Source organism: Martinezella rhizogenes, from assembly GCF_007002745.1.
Lineage (GTDB): Bacteria > Pseudomonadota > Alphaproteobacteria > Rhizobiales > Rhizobiaceae > Agrobacterium > Agrobacterium cucumeris.
In genome coordinates this window covers 1015092-1035154 of the sequence record NZ_SGNY01000001.1, presented here as the reverse complement: position 1 = coordinate 1035154, position 20063 = coordinate 1015092, and the positions used below count along the sequence as shown (strand labels likewise).

18 protein-coding genes and 1 riboswitch are annotated in these 20063 nt (G+C 60.3%); of the genes, 11 read left to right on the top strand and 7 right to left on the bottom strand.

The features are described 5' to 3' along the window. Positions 1-83: 83 nt before the first annotated feature. Positions 84-2024, bottom strand: coding sequence for an LTA synthase family protein (locus tag EXN68_RS05130; protein ID WP_161991200.1), 1941 nt, complete (start codon positions 2022-2024; stop codon positions 84-86). A 221-nt stretch (positions 2025-2245) separates the two neighbouring features. Here EXN68_RS05130 and EXN68_RS05125 point away from each other — a divergent pair, with 221 nt between their 5' ends. Beyond that, entirely contained in the window at positions 2246-3925 is a 1680-nt protein-coding gene (locus tag EXN68_RS05125; RefSeq protein WP_142839857.1) for an NAD+ synthase, read from the top strand. A 280-nt stretch (positions 3926-4205) separates the two neighbouring features. Here EXN68_RS05125 and EXN68_RS05120 read toward each other — a convergent pair whose 3' ends face one another. Beyond that, complete coding sequence (locus EXN68_RS05120) at positions 4206-4583, bottom strand: glyoxalase superfamily protein (RefSeq protein WP_142839856.1); 378 nt, start codon at positions 4581-4583, stop codon at positions 4206-4208. Positions 4584-4775: 192 nt separating this feature from the next. Between EXN68_RS05120 and EXN68_RS05115 the strand changes: the two genes are divergently transcribed. Continuing rightward, positions 4776-5606: a TolB family protein gene (locus EXN68_RS05115; RefSeq protein ID WP_142839855.1), complete on the top strand. Its 831-nt coding sequence runs from the start codon at positions 4776-4778 to the stop codon at positions 5604-5606. A gap of 72 nt (positions 5607-5678) precedes the next feature. Continuing rightward, a riboswitch (cobalamin riboswitch) is annotated at positions 5679-5861 on the top strand. 97 nt (positions 5862-5958) lie between these two features. Beyond that, complete coding sequence (gene bluB, locus EXN68_RS05110; protein WP_161991199.1) at positions 5959-6675, top strand: 5,6-dimethylbenzimidazole synthase; 717 nt, start codon at positions 5959-5961, stop codon at positions 6673-6675. Between the two features lie 198 nt (positions 6676-6873). Here bluB and EXN68_RS05105 read toward each other — a convergent pair whose 3' ends face one another. Both EXN68_RS05105 and EXN68_RS05100 read right to left on the bottom strand, forming a co-directional pair. Next, a complete protein-coding gene (locus EXN68_RS05105; protein WP_161991198.1) occupies positions 6874-7977 on the bottom strand; it encodes a DUF2865 domain-containing protein in 1104 nt (367 codons plus the stop codon). Positions 7978-8115: 138 nt separating this feature from the next. Further along, positions 8116-10431 (bottom strand): NADP-dependent malic enzyme, encoded by a 2316-nt coding sequence (locus tag EXN68_RS05100; protein ID WP_142839854.1) that lies wholly within the window; start codon positions 10429-10431, stop codon positions 8116-8118. A gap of 228 nt (positions 10432-10659) precedes the next feature. On the opposite strand from EXN68_RS05100, the gene EXN68_RS05095 reads away from it, so the two are divergent. Beyond that, a complete protein-coding gene (locus EXN68_RS05095; RefSeq protein ID WP_046798379.1) occupies positions 10660-11499 on the top strand; it encodes a UDP-2,3-diacylglucosamine diphosphatase in 840 nt (279 codons plus the stop codon). A 509-nt stretch (positions 11500-12008) separates the two neighbouring features. Here the strand turns inward: EXN68_RS05095 and dgcA are convergent. After that, positions 12009-12992 (bottom strand): N-acetyl-D-Glu racemase DgcA, encoded by a 984-nt coding sequence (dgcA, locus tag EXN68_RS05090; RefSeq protein ID WP_142839853.1) that lies wholly within the window; start codon positions 12990-12992, stop codon positions 12009-12011. Positions 12993-13135: 143 nt separating this feature from the next. Between dgcA and EXN68_RS05085 the strand changes: the two genes are divergently transcribed. From EXN68_RS05085 to EXN68_RS05065, 5 genes are all read left to right on the top strand, one after another. Continuing rightward, the gene (locus EXN68_RS05085; RefSeq protein ID WP_142839852.1) at positions 13136-14296 is read left to right on the top strand and encodes an ABC transporter permease; all 1161 of its coding nucleotides are present in this window, start codon (positions 13136-13138) and stop codon (positions 14294-14296) included. A gap of 10 nt (positions 14297-14306) precedes the next feature. Then, positions 14307-15143: an ABC transporter ATP-binding protein gene (locus EXN68_RS05080; RefSeq protein ID WP_142839851.1), complete on the top strand. Its 837-nt coding sequence runs from the start codon at positions 14307-14309 to the stop codon at positions 15141-15143. Positions 15144-15150: 7 nt separating this feature from the next. Beyond that, positions 15151-16521, top strand: coding sequence for an MlaD family protein (locus tag EXN68_RS05075; RefSeq protein ID WP_065115797.1), 1371 nt, complete (start codon positions 15151-15153; stop codon positions 16519-16521). Between the two features lie 15 nt (positions 16522-16536). Continuing rightward, positions 16537-17142 (top strand): ABC-type transport auxiliary lipoprotein family protein, encoded by a 606-nt coding sequence (locus tag EXN68_RS05070; RefSeq protein ID WP_046798384.1) that lies wholly within the window; start codon positions 16537-16539, stop codon positions 17140-17142. A gap of 103 nt (positions 17143-17245) precedes the next feature. Beyond that, positions 17246-18214 carry an alpha/beta hydrolase family protein gene (locus tag EXN68_RS05065; protein ID WP_142839980.1) on the top strand — a complete coding sequence of 323 codons (969 nt, stop codon included), beginning with the start codon at positions 17246-17248 and terminating at the stop codon, positions 18212-18214. A 30-nt stretch (positions 18215-18244) separates the two neighbouring features. Here the strand turns inward: EXN68_RS05065 and EXN68_RS05060 are convergent, their stop codons facing one another. Continuing rightward, the gene (locus tag EXN68_RS05060; RefSeq protein ID WP_142839850.1) at positions 18245-18679 is read right to left on the bottom strand and encodes a PACE efflux transporter; all 435 of its coding nucleotides are present in this window, start codon (positions 18677-18679) and stop codon (positions 18245-18247) included. 362 nt (positions 18680-19041) lie between these two features. On the opposite strand from EXN68_RS05060, the gene EXN68_RS27615 reads away from it, so the two are divergent. Both EXN68_RS27615 and EXN68_RS05055 read left to right on the top strand, forming a co-directional pair. Next, positions 19042-19200 carry a hypothetical protein gene (locus tag EXN68_RS27615; RefSeq protein ID WP_193559498.1) on the top strand — a complete coding sequence of 53 codons (159 nt, stop codon included), beginning with the start codon at positions 19042-19044 and terminating at the stop codon, positions 19198-19200. A 151-nt stretch (positions 19201-19351) separates the two neighbouring features. Continuing rightward, the gene (locus EXN68_RS05055) at positions 19352-19603 is read left to right on the top strand and encodes a hypothetical protein (protein WP_046798386.1); all 252 of its coding nucleotides are present in this window, start codon (positions 19352-19354) and stop codon (positions 19601-19603) included. A gap of 195 nt (positions 19604-19798) precedes the next feature. Here EXN68_RS05055 and EXN68_RS27365 read toward each other — a convergent pair whose 3' ends face one another. After that, complete coding sequence (locus tag EXN68_RS27365; protein ID WP_161991197.1) at positions 19799-19984, bottom strand: hypothetical protein; 186 nt, start codon at positions 19982-19984, stop codon at positions 19799-19801. Between the last annotated feature and the right edge of the window lie 79 nt (positions 19985-20063).

The following is a 20063-nucleotide window of genomic DNA, read 5'->3' as shown; positions in this document are numbered from 1 at the left end:
CTCCGTGCGAGATAAACCCGCATGGCGGCGGAATTCAAACGATTTCCGCCGCCATGCGGTGCAGGGGTCCCCGCCACACATCATCAGACGGCCGGCGCGCCCTCGTGCAGCCAGTTGAAACCGGGGAAGAAGCGCTCGCGGCCATATTGGGCGCCGAACATCATGTCGAACTGCAGCAGGCGGTAATCGCGCACCACGTCGGGAACGGCGTTCGGGGCGATGGACCAGTCGGGCAGGGCCTTGCCATCGGTCGCCACCAGCATATGACGGTCGATGACGGAAAAGGCCTGCTGCACCTCGCCGAGCGTGCCGGTGTAGAAGGGATCGGAGAAGCCGGAGGTCTTCAGCACGTGATAGGGCAGAAGCGCCGGGCTGATGGTGCCGATATTCTTGCGCACACCCTTTTTCGAGGACCAGACAACGAGCGGCGTCTCATGCTCCTTCTTCATCACGTCAAGCGGTGCACGGCGGCTGGCGACCATGCCCGGCATATAACCGCTTTCCACGAAGGCCTGGCCAAGCGGCGGCAGGTGATCGCCAAAGAGGACGATAATGGTTTCACGGTCGCGCTTCTTTGCCCAGCGCATCATTTTCAAAAGCGCATCATCGGCTTCCACGACGCCTTGCGAATAGGTGGAAAGCGCCTGCGAGGCCGATGCGGAGAGATCGCCTTCGACGCCGATGGTGTTTTCGGCGTAACGGGTCGCCTCGTAAGGCCCATGTCCCTGCAGGGTGACGGCGAAGAGGAAGAGCGGGTTCTGCGCCTTGTCGGCCGTCGCCATGATCTCGTCCATCAGCGCATCGTCAGAGGCGAAGTTGCCGCGTTTTTCCATGGCCGGCAAAGTCTCTTCGGAGCGGAATTCCTCGAAGCCGAAATTCTGATAGACCTGCTTGCGGTTCCAGAACCATTCCTGGAACGGGTGCATGGCGATGGCCGAATAACCTTCACCGCGGAAGAAGCTGGCGAGCGAGGGCACGGGGCGGCGGATATATTGCTGATAGGGAATGCTGCCATAGGGCAGGAAGGCGTTGGAAAAGCCGGTCAGCGCCTCGAATTCCACATTCGCCGTCATGCCGCCGAACTCGGGCGAAAACACGTTGCCGGACTGCTTGGCGCGGATGGTTGGCATCGGATCGGCGGAGAGCTTCACATTTTCAAGCCGGGTCGGGTCCCACAGCGATTCGCTCATCAGCATGATGACGTCAGGATAATCGCCCTTGTTGGCGGCGAAGGCGGCGGGTTCCGCGGTCAGGTCGGCGATGCTGTTTTCACCATAACCCTGCGGCGCCGAAACATTGGCCATGGGAATATTGAAGGCGAAGGCCATCAGGAAGCCGTTGTGACGGTAATTTTCCTGCTGGTCCCACATCATCGGAATGATGTTGAGGCGATCGCGGACCCAGGAATAATGCGAATAGTCCATCAGCGAGGCGAGGCCGGCAAGAAGCGGCAGCGCCAGTGCAAGCCCCGCGGCGCGTTCACGCCAGCTCAATGACGGAGAATGCCGGCGCGCCAGCAGCCAGAGCGCCACGAGAGCGGCAATGGCGGCGCAGATGCCAAGACCGACCAGCACCGCCGTCAGCGGTTGCGCCTTCAGCATTGTGGGCAAAAGCTCGAGAATCTGGCGGCCGAACAGCAGGTCGGATGGGTAAAGCGGATCGGAGAGATAGGTCTGTTTCTGCGCGGAAATAAGCCCGGTCAGCGCGCACAGCGGCGCAACTGCGATGAGGGACAGATAACGCCGGCCAAGGATCGCATCCAGCGCGACCAGAAGAGTGAGCACGGCGGCAATGGTGGTCATGCCCGGGCGGGCGGACGAGGTGAGGAAAGCACCGACATCATGGAGCGAACCGCGGGCGATCCATTCCAGCGCCACGACGAGCACGATGGAGGCGACCGTCAGATTGCCAAGCGTATAGGCCGCGGCCGAAAGCTTCGAAAGGCTCCTTGTCCATGCAGGCGAAAAGACGAAACCAGCCTTTCCGGAAGCCGTTGTTTTTGGCGCCGAATCTCTCAAACTCATACTCCGGTATTGCAGGCGTCCGCCCAATCCGGGGAGATGAATCAGGCGTCGCAAAAGTGTCATGTAACTGTCACATAAGCGCGATGAACGCGACATGAACTTTGCGGAGGATGGCTGGAACGGTGATAACCTTAGCGTGAACGCAGCCGTGGCGCATCGCCCATGCGGTGGCATGCAATTGCCGCGTTGCGGAGTGGCCACGGGCGCGGTATTGAAATGGCATGAGCGACAGACACGATATCCAGAACCATCTCCGGATTGCCGTCGGGCAGTTCAATCCCACCGTTGGCGACGTGGCGGGCAATCTCGCCAGGGCGCGTGAGGCAAGGGCCGATGCGGCAACGCAGGGCGCCGATCTTCTGCTTCTGACCGAGCTGTTCATTTCAGGTTATCCGCCTGAAGATCTGGTGCTGAAGCCGGCTTTCCTGAAGGCCTGCCTGAAGGCGGTGGAAGAACTGGCGGCAGACACCGCCGATGGCGGACCGGGTGTCGTCATCGGTTTTCCACGCCAGGGCGAGACGGGCCGGCACAATTCGGTAGCGCTTTTGGATGGCGGCAAGATCATTGCGCTGCGCGACAAGATTGACCTGCCCAATTACGGCGAGTTCGACGAGAAGCGGGTTTTCGCCGAAGGTTCGATTTCCGGCCCCTATAATTTCCGTGGGGTCAGGATCGGCATTCCGATCTGCGAGGAAATCTGGAACGACATGGGCGTGTGCGAGACGCTGGCCGAAAGCGGTGCGGAAATCCTGCTGGTGCCGAACGGTTCGCCCTATTATCGCGGCAAGCTGGACGTGCGCCATCAGGTAGCGCTCAGGCAGGTGATCGAGAGCGGCCTGCCGCTGGTTTTCGCCAACCAGCTGGGCGGGCAGGACGAGCTGGTGTTCGACGGTGCAAGCTTTGGCTTCAATGCCGACAAGACGCTTGCTTTCCAGATGAGCCAGTTCGAGGCCACACTTGCCGTTACCGACTGGAAACGCACGGCCGATGGCTGGCATTGCGAAAGCGGGCCATTTTCGAAAATACCAGAGGGTGAGGAGGCGGATTACCGCGCCTGCATGCTGGGCTTTCGCGACTACGTGAACAAGAATGGCTTCAAGAGCGTGGTTCTCGGCCTTTCCGGCGGCATCGATTCGGCGATCTGCGCCGCACTTGCCGTTGACGCGCTGGGCGAGGAGCGGGTGCGCTGCATCATGCTGCCTTACCGTTATACATCGGAAGAATCGCTGAAAGATGCCGCCGATTGCGCGAAAGCGCTGGGCTGCCGGTACGATATCGTGCCGATCGTCGAGCCGGTGGAGGGTTTCCTTTCGGCGCTTTCCGATCTCTTCGAGGGCATGGAAGAGGGCATTACCGAGGAAAACCTGCAGAGCCGCACGCGCGGCACCATTTTGATGGCCGTCTCGAACAAGTTCGGCTCGATGGTGGTGACGACGGGCAACAAATCGGAAATGTCGGTGGGTTACGCCACGCTTTATGGCGACATGAATGGCGGTTTCAACCCCATCAAGGACCTCTACAAGATGCAGGTCTATGCCATTTCCAGCTGGCGCAACGCCCATGTGCCGCCAGGTGCGCTCGGCCCTTCCGGCGAGGTCATCCCCGCCAATATCATTTCCAAGGCGCCATCGGCCGAATTGCGCCCCAACCAGACCGACCAGGATTCGCTGCCGCCCTATCCGGTGCTGGACGATATTCTCGAATGCCTCGTCGAGAAGGAAATGTCGGTCGAGGAAATTCTGGCGCGCGGCCATGATGTGGCGACCGTGCACCGGGTGGAGCATCTGCTCTATCTCGCCGAATACAAGCGCCGGCAATCGGCTCCGGGCGTGAAGATTACCAAGAAGAACTTTGGGCGTGACCGGCGTTACCCGATCACCAACCGCTTCCGGGATCGGTAACTAAGGCGGTTTCCGGAAGGGGGCCTTTAACGCGGGTCCTGTGTCATCGAGAGTAATTGTCTGTAAGGCGGCGCGGCAAGTTTCTTCTCCCCGCCGGGGAGAAGGTGGCCCGAAGGGTCGGATGAGGGGACACCGTTGCCGTATCTCACTACCCTTGCCCCCTCATCCCGCTGCCGCGACCTTCTCCCCCTCGGGGAGAAGAAACAAGCGGCATGCGCTCGGTCCACGATGGGGGTTCATGAATGGCGCAGAGAAAACCCCGCGCCACTCTTCACTCACCTTAAATAACCTGCCCCACATCGATACGGTTGCCGTCAGGATCTTCAAACACGAAGGCTCTGAGGCCATAATCCTTGTCCTGCAGAGCCTTGATGATGCGCAGCCCATGGCTTTTGCAAATCTCATGCAGCGTATCGACATCGCTGACCATCATATGCGCCACATTGAAGGGCGCTGCCTTATGGGTGGGCTGCAATGTCAGGTGCAATTCGGCATTGCCCTGTTTGAGGATCATGAAGCCGACGGGAGTGCCGTTTTCGAAGGTTTTTGTGAAGCCCAGCACACCGACATAAAAGTCATGGGCCTTTTCGATATTTTTGACAGGAAGCATTGCGGCGATCCGCCCGAAGCGGATGCCGTGATCGGCGATGGTATTCATCCCGGAACCTCGGATCTGGGAGAAACGGGAAGGGTTACGGGCGGTGCCGGAACGCTGGCGTTTTTTCCGATTTGAATTTGCAGGACGGTGCCTGCGGCCATAGGATCATAATCACCATGGCGGCGAAAGCAAATGGAATGTCTGCGTCCGCCCCCGATCAGAGCCAGAGTGTCGACAGCCCCGGGAGGCAGCATGCGCAGTTCCATCGAAATCTTCAACATCCGCACCCGGCAGATGCGGGTGGTGTGGCAGACGCCGGAGCTGTTCGAAGCGCCGAACTGGTCGCCGGATGGCAAATATCTGCTGTTGAACAGCGAGGGGTTGCTCTATCGCCTGTCCCCATCCGGTGACGCTTCGCCGGAGAAGGTCGATACCGGTTTTGCGACGCAATGCAACAACGACCACGGCATTTCGCCTGACGGTTCGCTTTATGCTATTTCCGACAAGGTGGAATTCGGCAAGAGCGCCATTTATCTTCTGCCATCGGCGGGCGGTGCGCCAAGGCTGATGACGAAGAACCTTCCGTCCTACTGGCATGGCTGGGCGCCGGACGGGAAGAGTTTCGCCTATTGCGGCATTCGCGATCAGGTCTTCGACATCTATTCCATGGATATAGAGAGCGGCATCGAGACACGCCTGACCCATGGCGAGGGACGCAATGACGGGCCGGATTATTCGCCTGACGGTGCGTGGGTCTATTTCAATTCCAGCCGCACCGGGCTGATGCAGATCTGGCGGGTGCGGGTGGATGGCTCCGCTGTGGAGCGCATTACCGACAGTTCCTATGGTGACTGGTTTCCGCACCCGTCTCCCAAAGGGGACAAGGTGGTGTTCGTTTCCTATGACGGCGACGTTTTCGACCATCCGCGTGATCTTGATGTCCGCGTGCGGCTGATGGATATGGATGGCAGCAATGTCGAAACGCTGTTTGAGCTTTTCGGCGGGCAGGGCACGATGAACTCGCCCAACTGGTCGCCGGACGGGGATGAATTCGCATATGTGCGTTATTTCCCTGTGGCGTAATGCGATTTGGCTTTCGTTAAGGTCACATTGCCGCACCGGCCTTGCGATACTTGCATTCGCAAGCCTTCTTGCTCATAGCTTCCTCAGTCAGGTGCCCGCCCTTGTGGCGGGAGAATCGGGAATTCGGTGAGAAACCGGAACGTGCCCAGCGCTGTGAGGCGGATGCCCTTTTCAAAAAGCCACTGAAGTCATTCGGGAAGGCGAAGAGGGCGGATGAAGCCGAGTCAGAAGACCGGCCTGGCAGGATAGACCGAACCGCGCGGACGGCGGCAGGTTGCTGAAGAGGCGCGTCGTGCATGCGAAAACCGACATGGTTTCGGCATCCGCGCGCCCGCATTGTTGGGGTTAAACGATGCCAACCGACCCGTCCGCTGGCAATCCATTGCAAACCGATCCATTCGACCATGCGCTTTCGCCTGCCCAGCCGTTTTCCGGTGCGGAGCGCGAGGCGATCTACCGCGCCATCGAGACGCGTCGCGACGTGCGCGACCAGTTCCTGCCTGATCCGCTGCCGGATGAGCTTGTCGAGCGTCTCCTGAAGGCGGCGCATTCGGCTCCCTCTGTCGGTTTCATGCAGCCGTGGAATTTCACGCTCGTCACCGATGGGGCCGTGCGCCAGGCCGCCTTTGTGGCCTTCAGCCGCGCCAATGAAGAGGCGGCGGCGATGTTTACGGGCGAGCAGCAGGCGCTTTATCGCAGTCTCAAGCTCGAAGGCATCCGCAAGGCACCGCTCAGCATCTGCGTGACCTGCGATCCCACACGCGGTGGCAAGGTGGTACTGGGGCGCACCCACAATCCGCGCACGGATGTCTACTCCACCGTCTGCGCCATCCAGAACCTCTGGCTTGCCGCCCGCGCCGAAGGCATCGGCGTCGGCTGGGTCAGTATTTTCCACGACAGCGATATTCGCACCATTCTTGATATTCCCGAGCATATCGAAATCGTCGCCTGGCTTTGCCTCGGGCGCGTCGATGCGCTCTATACCGAACCGGAACTGGCGGTGAAGGGTTGGCGCCAGCGTGTGCCGCTGGAGGAGCTGGTGTTTCGCAACCGCTGGGGTGGGCGGTAAGGCACTGATAACGGTCTGCGGATGAAGTGAAGCATTGCCGCTTTTTCTTCTCCCCGTCCGGGGAGAAGGTGGCCCGAAGGGTCGGATGAGGGGGCTAGCTTACCGAATATCGCTGACGTTGCCCCCTCATCCCGCTGCCGCGGACTTCTCCCCCTCGGGGAGAAGAAACAAGGGTCGGGCGCTCGCTCACGACACATATTACTGCTGTGGCTGAATGCCCTTCAGAGCCGGGTTCTTCAGGTCGATGCGGCCCGTCTGGTCCGGCAGGAATTTCGGGCCGATGACGCGCACTTTTGCGTCGTTCGGATCATAGTCGCGTTCGGGAACCGGTTGCTCCGGCGGTTTTGCGGCCTGTTGCTGTTCGGCCGGTTCCTTCGGCTTGTCGCCCTGCGGTGACGGAATGGTGGTGATGCCGGAATAGGGCTTTTCGGCCTGTGGCCGGGCGGCCTCTTCCTGCTTCTGCATGTCCTCGTGATAGGCGGCCATGTTGCAGGCGCAGCCGGGTGCTTTCGTAGACGCGTTGCGATAGGCGAAGGCGGTGGGCAGGTCCTTGTAGGGTTTGCCGGTTTCGGCCGAGACCATATCGGAGGTTTCCTGATCCGTCATGGAGTGGAAATAAAGCTCGGTTTGCGTGCCCGGGCACATTTTCTGGCATTGCTCCGCCTGGGCGCGGAAATCGAGCGGCGAGGCATTGGAGGCGATCGGGAAAAACGAGCCGTCGCAGGTGCGTACGCAAAGGGTGCGCAGTCCGCCCTCGGCGGCGGCATTGGGGTAAGGCGACAGGCCCGTCCGTCCCGGCTCACGGTCGCCCTGGCGGAAAGCATCGGGATAACGGGTGACATCCGGGGCCTGCGGCGATTGCCTGTCCGTTTCCGGCATTGCGCTGCAGCCATTGGCGTCGAGTGCGGCGAGAATGCGCTGGCGCCTGATGCCGCCATCATCGCTGCGCTGAGCCGCCATCGCGTCATCACGGTCACGAATGATGGCGTCACGTTCGGCCTCGGCATCCACCAGCGCATCGCCGATCTCGGCGCAGAGGCCGGCATTGGGGTTGCCGTAGACAATGACGCTGCCGGATGAACAGCCGTAGCTGCGCAGATCGTTCCTGATCTTGCGCACGACGATGTTCTGGCGGGCGAGTGCATTGGCGTAACGCCGCACCTCTGCCGTGTTGCCGATGACGCGTGGTGGTTCGCGCAGTTGCGCATAAAGCGTATCGCAGACCTGATCCGCGAAGGCGGCGGCCGGGGCGAGGAAAACAAGGGGAAGCAGGAGGCCGATGATGCGGCTGCGCCGGGTCAATTGTGCGATCCGTTTAATGTCCCCGGCCGGTGGCAGGGGCGTTATACTTCACGAAATCCGTGTTTCAGGAAGATAACATAAGCTGTTGCCGCAATGCGGCAACAGCTTGTTCAAAATTGCGTTAATGCGCCCGCAGCATCACACCGAAGGGTGCGAAGCCTGGACCACGGCAAAGGCCGCCATGTTGACGACGCCGCGCGAGGTGACGCTGGGCGACAGGATGTGGGCGGGCAGGGCCGTGCCGAGCAGGATCGGGCCGACATGCAGGCCTTCCGTCAGGGTGCGGGTGACGCCGAGCGTGATGTTGGCGGCATCGAGGTTCGGGAAAACCAAAAGGTTCGCTTCGCCGGTCAGCACGCTGTTCGGCATGGCGCGCTTGCGCAGCGCTTCCGAAAGGGCTGAACCGCCCTGCATTTCGCCGTCCACTTCCAGCTCCGGGGCTGCCGCCTGCACGATCTTCAGCGCGCGGCGCATCTTGCGTGCACTTTCAGAATCGCGCGAACCGAAATTGGAGTGGCTGGCGAGCGCGATCTTCGGCGTGATGCCGAAACGGCGAATTTCCTTGGCCGCAAGAATGGCCATTTCCGCCACTTCCTCTGACGTCGGATCGTTATTCACGAACGTATCGGTGAGGAACAGCGCGCCCTGCTGGGTGATGAGCAGGCTGAGGCCAGCAAAGGAGCGCACATTCTCCTGCTTGCCGATGATCTGGTTCACGTCGCGCAGATGCCGGTCATAACGGCCTTCCAGACCGCAGATCAGCGCATCGGCTTCGCCGCGCTTGACCGACAGCGCGCCGATGACGGTGGAGTTGGTGCGCACGATGGTACGCGCCGCTTCCGGGTTGATGCCGGCGCGGCCGACCAGCGCGAAATAATCATCGACATAATCGCGGTAGCGCGGATCGTCTTCCGGATTGACCACGGCGAAATCCGTATGCGGGCGGATGCGCAGGCCGAAGCGCTTCAGGCGCGTTTCGATGATCTGCGGGCGGCCGATGAGGATCGGGATGCCGGTGCCTTCTTCCAGCAGAACCTGGGCGGCGCGCAGCACGCGTTCGTCTTCGCCTTCGGCGAAGATGATGCGCTTCTTTTCGGCGGCCTTGGCGGCATTGAAGACCGGCTTCATGATGAAGCCGGAGCGCCAGACGAAACGGTTCAGCTGGTCGAAATAGGCTTCGAAATCGGTGATCGGCCGGGCGGCGACACCACTTGCTGCGGCGGCGCGGGCAACGGCCGGCGCAATGCGCAGGATGAGGCGCGGATCGAAGGGCGAGGGGATGAGATAGGTCGGGCCGAAGACCGGGGTTTCGCCGCTATAGGCTCTGGCCGCCACTTCCGAGACTTCCTCGCGGGCAAGCTCGGCGATGGCCTGCACGGCGGCCATCTTCATTTCTTCGTTGATGGTCGTCGCACCGCAATCCAGCGCGCCGCGGAAGATATAGGGGAAGCAGAGAACGTTGTTGACCTGGTTCGGGAAATCCGAACGGCCGGTGCAGATCATCGCGTCCGGGCGCGCCGCACGCGCCACTTCGGGCATGATTTCCGGATTGGGGTTGGCGAGCGCAAGAATAAGCGGATTTTCCGCCATGCGCTCCAGGAGTTCCGGCTTCAGCACGCCGGCCGCCGAAAGGCCGAGGAAGACATCGGCGCCGTCGATGGAGTCAGCCAGCACGCGTTTGTCGGTCTTCTGGGCGTAGACTTCCTTCCACTCGTCCATAAGCTCGTTGCGGCCGTCATAAACCAGGCCTTCAATATCGTGGACCCAGATGTTTTCCTTTTTTGCGCCCATGGCGACCAGCAGGTTGAGGCAGGCGAGGGCTGCCGCACCGGCGCCCGAGGCGACGATCTTGACGCTGGACAGCGACTTGCCGGCCAGTTCCAGCGCGTTGGTGACGGCGGCGGCGACGATGATCGCGGTGCCATGCTGGTCATCGTGAAAGACGGGGATGTTCATCTTCTCGCGCAGCTGGCGTTCCACCTCGAAACATTCCGGCGCCTTGATGTCCTCAAGGTTGATGCCGCCGAAGGTGGGCTCCAGCGCGGCGATGGTCGACACCATGTCATTGATGCCGGGGGCGTCGATCTCGATGTCGAAGACATCGATGCCGGCGAATTTCTTGAAGAGGACGGCCTTGCCTTCCATGACAGGCTTGGAAGCAAGCGGGCCGATATTGCCAAGGCCGAGCACGGCGGTGCCGTTGGAGATGACGGCGACGAGATTGGCGCGCGCTGTATAATCCGCTGCCATTTCCGGATTTTCATGGATGGCGAGGCAGGGAGCGGCCACACCCGGCGAATAGGCGAGCGCCAGATCGCGCTGGTTGCCGAGCGGCTTGGTGGCCTGGATCTCCAGCTTGCCGGGGCGCGGATAGCGGTGGAAAAAGAGCGCCTGTTCCTCGATGTCGGCCTTTGCCGTGTTGGCGGGCGTGTTGTTCTTATCGTGAGAGGTCATTCTTCCACCGTCATATCTGGTTTCATTCCGGCCCCCTGAATACAACAAACTTCCCCATGGTACAGCCGTTATTTGACGCACATTCATGCAAATACGGGCATGGCTTATTCGCGTTTTCGTGAAGCCATCAGTCATATTCCATACAAAAACCGGCCTCTGTCATGTTGCTGAAACACGAGTCTGGTTCTGAGAGGTAAGAAAGCCGCAGGGACGCAACCGAACAGGGGGATGAAATCCGTGGCCGGTCAAATCGAAACCAGACAGTTCAGAACCCTTTTCATTTCGGATGTTCATCTTGGCTCCAAGGCGGCCAAGACGGATTTCCTGCTCGACTTCCTAAAGTATCACGAAGCCGAAACGATCATCATGGTCGGCGACATCGTCGATGGCTGGCGCCTGCGCCGCAGCTGGTACTGGCCGCAGGGCTGCAACGACGTGGTGCAGAAGCTGCTGCGCAAGGCCCGCAAGGGCACGCGCATCATCTATATTCCCGGTAACCACGATGAATTCCTGCGGGAATTCCCGGGCATGCATTTCGGCGGCATCGAAGTGGCCGAGCGCATGATCCACGAGGCGGCCGACGGCAAGAAATATCTGGTCATCCATGGCGACGAGTTCGACGTGGTGGTGCGCAATGCCCGCCTGCTCGCCTATCTCGGCGACTGGGCCTATGACGCGGCGATCGCCATCAACATCGCCATTGCCGCCGTGCGCCGCCGCATCGGCCTGCCTTACTGGTCGTTTTCGGCCTGGGCGAAGCTTCAGGTCAAACACGCCGTCAACTTCATCGGCGAATTCCAGCGCGTGGTTGCGGATGAAGCGCGACGCAACAATGTCGACGGCGTGATCTGTGGGCACATCCACCATGCTGTCATGGAAGACATGGACGGCATCCGCTACATCAACACCGGCGACTGGGTGGAAAGCTGCACGGCGATTGCCGAAAATGCCGATGGCAGCTTCGAGCTGATCACCTGGATGCAGACCAGCGACGCCACCGCCGGTCAGGCATCGGACGAGATGGAGCCGGTGGATATTCCGGGGTTGATTGGCAAGCACGCGGCCTGATTGGGCCTGCGAGCTAAAGGGATACCTGGCCTTCGGTGTTTCCTTGCGATCAATGCGCGCTCGTGTGGGACGAGTGGTTGCCGCTGGTTTCTTCTCCCCGCCGGGGAGAAGGTCGCGGCAGCGGGATGAGGGGGCAAGCTCTCCGAAATTCGGCTACGTTTTCCCCTCATCCGACCCTTCGGGCCACCTTCTCCCCGACGGGGAGAAGAAACCAGCGGCGGCCTCGCGCCTCATCAGGCTTTAATTTCAGGGCTTACCCCTGCAATTTCGGACGGGCTGGATAACTTGCGATCTTTCATATTGGAGCACCGACTCTCGCCTGTATGGCGAGTGGATGCCGCGTGCTTCCTCTCCCCGCCGGGGAGAAGTCCGCGGCAGCGGGATGAGGGGGCGAGCTCTCCGTATACCGCTAACGTTCCCCCTCATCCGACCCTTCGGGCCACCTTCTCCCCGGCGGGGAGAAGAAACCAGCAGCGGCGTTGCACCTCATCTGGCTTTAATTTCAGAGCTTACCCCCACAATTCCGGCCGCGCCGGATAAGCCAGCGAACCCTCATAAACCAGCCCCGGATCACGATCCTGCGCTAGCAACAGCGGCCCGTCGAGATCGGCAAATGCCGTGCCCTGCGCCGCCAGTACGGCGGGCGCCATGCCGAGCGAGGTGCCGAGCATGCAGCCGACCATGATGGTGAAACCGAGCCTTTCGGCCTCCGCCTTCATGACAAGCGCTTCGGTGAGGCCGCCGGTCTTGTCGAGCTTGATGTTGATCGCATCGTAACGGTCGCGCAGGCCGGCGAGGTCCCTGGTGGAATGCACGCTTTCATCGGCGCAGATCAGCACCGGATGATCGATGCGGGCGAGGATGTCATCCTTGCCGGCGGGCAGCGGTTGTTCGATCAGCGATATCTTCAGTTCTGCCGCAAGCCGCAGATAATATTCGATATTATAATCGTTCCAACCCTCATTGGCGTCGATGATGATGCGCGCTTCGGGTGCGGCGGCGCGCACGGCCCTTAGACGCGCTTCGTCATCCGCCGTGCCGGTCTTGATCTTCAGCAGCGGGCGGCCTGCGTTTTCCGCCGTCTTCGCGGCCATGGTCTCGGGGTCGGCAAGCGAGATGGTGTAAGCGGTGACGAGCGGCTTTGCCGCCTGTCCAAGGATGCGCTCGGCAACAGTTTTGCCGCTGATCTTGGCTTCGAGGTCCCAGAGCGCGCAATCCACCGCATTGCGGGCGGCGCCGGGTTGCATCGCCTGCTGTAGTTCCTGCCGTGTCAGGCCGGCGGCGATCCGCTCTGCCATGGCCTCGATATCGGCAACAACACCCTCGATGCTTTCGCCATAACGTGGATAGGGTACACATTCACCTCTGCCGGTGAAGGAACCTTCGCGGATGATGCACGTTACGACATCCGCATGCGTGCGGGTGCCGCGTGAGATGGTGAAGCTGCCGGCGACGGGGAAGCGTTCTGTTGTGGCTTGCAGGTAACGGGGCATATTTTTTCACTTCCGATTGGGCGACAAAAGACACATGACGCCAAATTTATCACGAATTGTCAGCCGTCACTGTGGCTTGCCGGAGGCCAAAACGTTATGAAACCTTTAAGAATCTCGTGACGGCTGCACTCGCTCGGAGCATTATGCAAGAACAGGACACACGGCAACAGGCGAACCCGGCCGCAATCACCGAAGACGGTTCTGTCTCCGGCGGCGGTTTGCGTTATGTCATGAGCGGCTCCTGGCGCAACAGCAATCTCTCCGGAATTTTTGAAAGCCTCGACAGGATCGAAAAGAGCAAATCCGGCGGCTCCGTCGAGATCGATCTTTCCGCCGTCGAAGCCATCGACACGACGGGTGCGTGGATCATCCAGCGCCTGCGCAAGGATCTGGAGGCGAACGGCGCGACTGTCACGCTCACCGGCAACGAGCGGATCGAGGACGTCATCGGTCAATTGCCCGATAAGGCGGAGATGCAGGGCGAGCCAGCCGCCAGGCCTGGGCTGGTGGAGCGCATCTTCGCGCCGATCGGTCAGGCCGTGGTTCAGAACGGCGCGGACTTTCTGGCGGGCATGTATATTCTCGGCTCCGCCGTGCGCGGCGCGCAGATGAAGCTCGGGCGCGGGCGCGGCGTATCGCCGGCGGCGATCGTCAACCAGATCGACCATATGGGCGTGCGCGCCGTGCCGATCATCATGCTGATGTCGTTCCTGATCGGCGCGATCATCGCCCAGCAGGGCGCATTCCAGCTCAGATATTTCGGTGCGGAAGTCTTTGTCGTCGATCTGGTCGGCATTCTGCAATTGCGTGAAATCGGCGTTCTCTTGACCGCGATCATGATCGCCGGCCGTTCCGGCAGCGCGATCACGGCGGAAATCGGCTCGATGAAGATGCGCGAGGAAATCGACGCGCTGAAGGTGATCGGTCTCAATCCGGTCGGCGTGCTGGTGTTTCCGCGGCTGGTGGCGCTCACCATCGCGTTGCCGCTCTTGACCATTCTTGCCAACTTCGCAGCGCTTTTCGGTGCTGCCATCGTGGCATTGCTTTATTCCGGCATCACTTTCGAGGTCTTCCTGTCGCGCCTGCATGGCGCGGTCGAGGAATCGACCATTGCGGCGGGCATGATCAAGGCGCCGTTCATGGCGCTCATCATCGGCATCGTCGCGGCGGTGGAAGGCATGAAGGTGGGCGGTTCGGCGGAATCGCTCGGCCAGCACGTCACCTCGTCGGTGGTGAAGTCGATCTTCGTCGTCATTCTGGTCGATGGTCTTTTCGCCATCTTCTACGCAGCCATCGATTTTTAGGGAGGGCGCGTTGGAGCAGCAGGACCAGACACAGCAACAGATCAAGACCGAAAAAGGCGGCCGCGAGGTGGTGCTTTCCGTCGAGGGCGTGACCGTCGGTTTCAACGGCCGGAACGTGCTCGAAAATCTTGATCTCGATGTCTATCGCGGCGAAATCCTCGGCTTCATCGGTCCCTCCGGCGCGGGTAAATCCGTGTTGATGCGGGCGATCTTGCGGCTCCTGCCACGGCAGGCGGGCGCGATCCGCATTCTCGGCACCGATTACGACAAGGCGAGTGAAGACGACCGCATGATGCTTGACCAGCGGCTCGGTGTGCTGTTCCAGCAGGGCGCGCTGTTTTCCGGCCTGACGGTGAAGGAAAACATCCAGCTGCCGATGCGGGAATATCTGGACCTGCCGAAGAAGCTGATGGATGAGCTTGCTTATCTGAAGATCGAGATGGTCGGCCTGAAGCCAGATGCCGGCGACAAGTACCCGTCGGAACTGTCAGGCGGCATGATAAAGCGCGCGGCGCTTGCCCGGGCGCTGTCGCTTGATCCCGACCTCGTTTTCCTCGATGAACCGACATCCGGCCTCGATCCCATCGGGGCGGCGGAATTTGATATGCTGATCGCGCGCCTGCGTGATTCGCTCGGCCTGACCGTTTATATGGTGACGCACGACCTCGACAGCCTGTTCTCCGTCTGTGACCGCATTGCGGTTCTCGGCGACAAGCGGGTTCTGGTGGAAGGGACATTGCAGGACATGTTCGCCTGCGACGACCCGTGGGTGCAGTCCTATTTCCGCGGCAAACGGGCGCGCTCTGTCGTTCTTCCGGACGGCAAACATGAAAATCCGGTGGAGTAACAGAAGCATGGAAACCAAGGCGAACTACACCATAGTCGGAATTTTCACGCTGATCGTGATCGCCGCCGCATTCGGCTTTGTTTACTGGATGGCGGAATTCGGCCGTGGCGGCCCGACGGCGCAGCTTGTCGTGCGTATTCCCGGCTCCGCCAACGGCCTTTCCGTCGGCTCGCCGGTGCGCTTTAACGGCATTCCTGTCGGCACCGTGCGCGGGCTTGCCATCGACCGCGACGACCCCGCTTATTCCATCGCCTTTACCGAGGTGCAGGCGGATGCGCCGGTTTTCCCTTCGACCCGTGCCGTGCTTGAAATTCAGGGCCTGACTGGCGCTGCCTATATCGAGCTTTCCGGCGGCAACAAGGATGGTGAGCGCATTCTGCAGAAATCCGCAGAGACCGGCGTTCCCGCGGAACTGACGGCCGATCTTTCCAGCGTCACCAACCTGCTTGCCACCGCCGACAAGATCTTGAAGCGCGCCGATGGCGCCATCGGCGAATTGCAGGGCTTCGTGCAGGACGCCCGTGGTCCGCTGACGCAGACGGTGCGTAACGCCGAGAAATTCTCCGACGCGCTGGCGGCCAATTCCGATGGCATCAAGAATTTCATTGCAAGCCTCAGCTCCCTTTCCACCACCGTGCAGTCTGTCTCGGTGCGTCTCGACGGCACGCTGACCGCCATCGAGGATCTGGTGAAGGCGGTGGATGCCGGCAAGATCGATTCCATCCTGTCGAATGTCGACAAGGTGACGAAGGATGTAGCGTCGGCTTCCAGCGATATTCAGGGCATCATGGAGACGGTGCAGAGCACGGCACGCAATTTCGAGGCGGCGAGCACGGAAGTGCAGACGGTCGTGAAGCGTGCGGATGAGCTTCTGGCCTCCGTCGATCCCGCCAAGGTCAGCACCGTGGTCGGTGATGTTTCCGCCGCGACCGCCGATGCGCGTGATGCCGTGGCGAACTTCAAGCGGATTGCCGATGATGTCGGTGCCCGCCGCGCCGATATCGACCAGGCGGTTTCCGACTTCACCGACATGGGCCGCAAGCTGAACCTTGCTTCCAGCCGCGTCGATGGCATTCTTGCCAAAGTGGACGGCATGCTGGGTACCGATGACGCCAATTCGCTGTTTGCCAAGGCGCGCGAGACGCTTACCTCGTTCAAGGCCGTGGCCGACAATCTCAATGCCCGCATCGGGCCGATCGCTGACAATCTGACCCGCTTCTCCAGCTCTGGCCTGAAAGATTTCCAGGCGCTGATCGGCAGCACGCGACAGACGGTCGACAATCTCAACAATGCCATCACCAATATCGACCGCGATCCGCAGCGGTTGATTTTCGGCGGTGAAACCGTGAAACAATATGACGGCAGAACAAGGCGCTAAGAGGGGTATGGGCCAATGACACGATCGATGACCGGCCATAAACGCCGTGCCCTTATTCTGGCTCCGCTGCTTGCCGCGCTGCTGGCCGGCTGTGCCGGCGCGCCGAAGAACGACACGTTCGATCTTTCCGTGTCTTCGGCGACGGTAACGCAGGGACCTTCGCTGAAAGGCCGGCAATTGCTGATTGCCGATCCGACCGCACTCAAGGCGCTGGACAGCGAAAATATCGTGGTGCGGCTCTCCGGTTCGGAAGTGCAATATCTCGGCAATTCGCAATGGAGCGACCGCCTGCCGCGCATGGTGCAGTCCAAGCTCGTGGAAGCTTTCGAAGACACCGGCAAGCTTGGCGGCGTCGGCCGTCCGGGGCAGGGGCTGGCGATCGACTATCAGGTCGTGACCGATATTCGCGCTTTCGAGGTGGATACGGCGAGAAACATCGCCAATATCGAAATGTCGGTGAAGCTTCTGAACGACCGCAATGGCACGGTGAAGGCGCAGGAAGTGTTCCGCGCCAGCGCCCGTGTCAGTGGTTCCGGCAACGCCAATTTCGTCAAGGCGCTGGATCAGGCCTTTGCCGCTGCCACGCGCGAGATTGTCGCCTGGACGCTGAAGTCGCTTTAAGCCTTCGCGGTAGTCATCAGCGCCATAAGAAATTGCCTTATGTTTCGGGCAAGGCTGGTTGATGACCGGCCTTGGCTCAATGTTTCCGATCCGCGAGTTTCTGATGCGATTGCTGGTGGTGTGTTGCCTTCTTCTGATTTCAGTTCTTTCCGGGACGGGCGCTGCCACGGCCGCCGGCCTGCGGTTGATCGAGGTTCCATCCACCGATGGCAAAGCTCCCATCAGGGCGGCGGTCTGGTCGCCCTGCGCGGCAGCGCCGGTGGAAAGCCGTATCGGTCCCTTCGTATTGCCTGCGGTGCGCGATTGCCCGATCGTTGACGGGCAATATCCGCTTATCGTCATTTCCCATGGTTTCGCCGGCACATATTTCAGCCATCGCGATACGGCGGCGGCGCTGGCGGATGCCGGTTTCATCGTCGCGGCGCTTAATCATCCCGGCGATAATGCGATTGATATGAAGCGGGCAGGCGAGCTTTCCGCGCTGACCGACCGACCGGCGGATATTATGCGCCTGCTTGATCATATGCTGACAAACTGGAAAGAGGCCGGCGTCATCGATGCCGGGCGGATCGGTGTCTTCGGATTTTCGCGCGGCGGTTATACGGCGCTGGTGCTTGCCGGTGGCGTGCCGGATTTTTTAAACAGCAGATTGCCATGCCCGGACGAGCAGGCGCCGATATGCGCGCAGATGCGGGACAAAAGCGCTGTTGCGAAAGACCGGGTTCACGATAAGCGGGTAAGGGCCGCGGTTGTAGCAGACCCGCTCAATGCCTTTCCCGGTGCTGAAAATCTGAAAGATATCGGTATTCCTGTCCAGCTGTGGAGTTCGGAACAGGGCGGTGATGGCATTGTGCCGGAGGATATTGCAAGATTGCGCGATGAACTGCCGAAGAAACCGGACTACCGGATGGTGAATGGGGCAGGGCATTTTTCGTTCATCGCGCCTTGCCCAACAGAAATGTTAAAAGCTTTGCCGCAGGTTTGCAGCGATGCGCCCGGTTTTGACCGGGCAGAGTTTCATCGCGGTTTCAACGCCGATGTCGTGAGCTTTTTCAAGGAATCGCTACGCTGAAGTTTTGCTGTCTCTAGCCGTGGCCGTCGATCAGACGGCATCCTGCGATTGCCATTCCGGCAGCGGGAAAATCCGGTCGTAGCTCCAGTTGAAGACGAAAGCATAGACCACGTAAAACAGCGCAAACGAAACATCCATCACCAGCGCATGGGCAAGGCTGATGCCGAGATACCAGGCGATGAAGGGCATCAGCACAATCAGCAGGCCAAGTTCGAACAACAGGGCGTGTGCGACGCGGATGGCGGGCGTCTTCAGCGTCGTGCCCTTCATGCGCTGCATCGCATGGTCGAAGCCGAGATTATAGACGTAGTTCCAGATGGTGGCGAGTGTGGCGCTGACCAGACCGACAATGCCGATATCTTCCAACGGCATGCCGAAGACGAGTGCACCAAGCGGCACGACGAGCATAAGGCCGATGATTTCGAAGCTGAGCGCGTGGCGAATACGATCTTGCAGGGAGCGCAATTTATTCTCCGGTATGTGACCGGGCCGTCCCGCATGCTGTCGCCATGATGGCCGAGGTCGTCCTCGCGGTGAGGCATATAGAGGCTTTGGGAGACATTTTCAAGCGTTGAGGGGATGGATGGGATTGGGAGTGCGCCACTGTTTCTTCTCCCCGTCGGGGAGAAGTCCGCGGCAGCGGGATGAGGGGGCAAGGGTAGAGATATCCGGAGAGCTAGCCCCCTCATCCGACCCTTCGGGCCACCTTCTCCCCGGCGGGGAGAAGAAACGCGCGGCGTACACTGCTTCTCCATTGGCGGCTGTTTCACGTCGATGCGGAACTAGAATGGTGTTTTTTCGTTATCGCTCATGGAAGGAGGCGCGCCATGCAGCAGAATTCCTCTGATGGAAGAACGATCAAGGCCGCCAACACGGCAAAGGTTTCGACTTACACGCCCAGCCTGATTTCCCTCAAGGGAAGTTATGTGGCGATGATATTTCGCCGGCCGCTTTGCCAAAATCCGCTGGATGTGCGGAAGAAATAACGGCGATACAGTCAGCATATCGCTGCCATGCACATCGATGACGACGACTGCCGAAATGATCTGGTGCTTTAGATGTCTCTAAAGTGTGATTTTCAATCCGGTTCGTCTCCACCTAGACTGGAGAGCGCCACAAAAGCGAAGGGAGAATGACATGAAATCAGTTCTCATTATCGCCGCTGTCTTTGGCTTTTCCGCCAGTGCAGCGCTTGCGGAATGCGCGGGTCATGAAAAGATCAACGCTTCCGTTCCTGCCGTCGACCGTGAATTTAAAACCGCAAGCATCGTTCCGCCGACGGAACCGGTGGACAAGCCCGTTGTCATCCTCAAAAAGACCGACCGCCTTCCAGCGGCAACGGTTGCGACGACCGGTGAGCCCGAAGCCGCAATGCAACGCATGCAATAAGACAAAACGATGACCTCTTCATTCTGAAAATCCCGTGCGTGAGGTAATCCGCACGGGATTTTGCTTTCGCGAGCAAGGCCGTGAGAGGAGAACTCCGCTGTCGGAGCACTGCGCCCGCCATGATTGCGTCAGGACTCCCGTAGCCACACGCCCCGCGTTTTTGCCCCAAAGCAGAGCTGATGTTCGCACGCATGCTCAGCTGTCGAGTTTCAACGACAGCTGCTTCGGCTCGTTCTTTTTCAGCACGTAAAGCGGCCGGGTGATGATGACTTCCGTTCGCCGCTGCAACTCGCGGCGCCGTTCCAGCGCGCGCTCGCGCATATCGCGGGAGCGGGCGACGACGGAGAGGGCATTTTCTATGGTTGCGTCTGCAGTGTTCATCGCTGACCTCCATAATGTTCACTTTATGTTCTCATTATTGGTGGTCTGTGTCAACACTATGGCGCGGTTTCCGACCGGC

Bases quoted from the DNA above. Each gene is read 5' to 3' on its own strand.
- EXN68_RS05130 (WP_161991200.1), bottom strand. From the start codon at position 2,024: ATGAGTTTGAGAGATTCGGCGCCAAAAACAACGGCTTCCGGAAAGGCT.
- EXN68_RS05125 (WP_142839857.1), top strand. From the start codon at position 2,246: ATGAGCGACAGACACGATATCCAGAACCATCTCCGGATTGCCGTCGGG.
- EXN68_RS05120 (WP_142839856.1), bottom strand. From the start codon at position 4,583: ATGAATACCATCGCCGATCACGGCATCCGCTTCGGGCGGATCGCCGCA.
- EXN68_RS05115 (WP_142839855.1), top strand. From the start codon at position 4,776: ATGCGCAGTTCCATCGAAATCTTCAACATCCGCACCCGGCAGATGCGG.
- bluB (WP_161991199.1), top strand. From the start codon at position 5,959: ATGCCAACCGACCCGTCCGCTGGCAATCCATTGCAAACCGATCCATTC.
- EXN68_RS05100 (WP_142839854.1), bottom strand. From the start codon at position 10,431: ATGACCTCTCACGATAAGAACAACACGCCCGCCAACACGGCAAAGGCC.
- EXN68_RS05095 (WP_046798379.1), top strand. From the start codon at position 10,660: ATGAAATCCGTGGCCGGTCAAATCGAAACCAGACAGTTCAGAACCCTT.
- dgcA (WP_142839853.1), bottom strand. From the start codon at position 12,992: ATGCCCCGTTACCTGCAAGCCACAACAGAACGCTTCCCCGTCGCCGGC.
- EXN68_RS05085 (WP_142839852.1), top strand. From the start codon at position 13,136: ATGCAAGAACAGGACACACGGCAACAGGCGAACCCGGCCGCAATCACC.
- EXN68_RS05075 (WP_065115797.1), top strand. From the start codon at position 15,151: ATGGAAACCAAGGCGAACTACACCATAGTCGGAATTTTCACGCTGATC.
- EXN68_RS05070 (WP_046798384.1), top strand. From the start codon at position 16,537: ATGACACGATCGATGACCGGCCATAAACGCCGTGCCCTTATTCTGGCT.
- EXN68_RS05065 (WP_142839980.1), top strand. From the start codon at position 17,246: ATGCGATTGCTGGTGGTGTGTTGCCTTCTTCTGATTTCAGTTCTTTCC.
- EXN68_RS27615 (WP_193559498.1), top strand. From the start codon at position 19,042: ATGCAGCAGAATTCCTCTGATGGAAGAACGATCAAGGCCGCCAACACG.
- EXN68_RS05055 (WP_046798386.1), top strand. From the start codon at position 19,352: ATGAAATCAGTTCTCATTATCGCCGCTGTCTTTGGCTTTTCCGCCAGT.
- EXN68_RS27365 (WP_161991197.1), bottom strand. From the start codon at position 19,984: ATGAACACTGCAGACGCAACCATAGAAAATGCCCTCTCCGTCGTCGCC.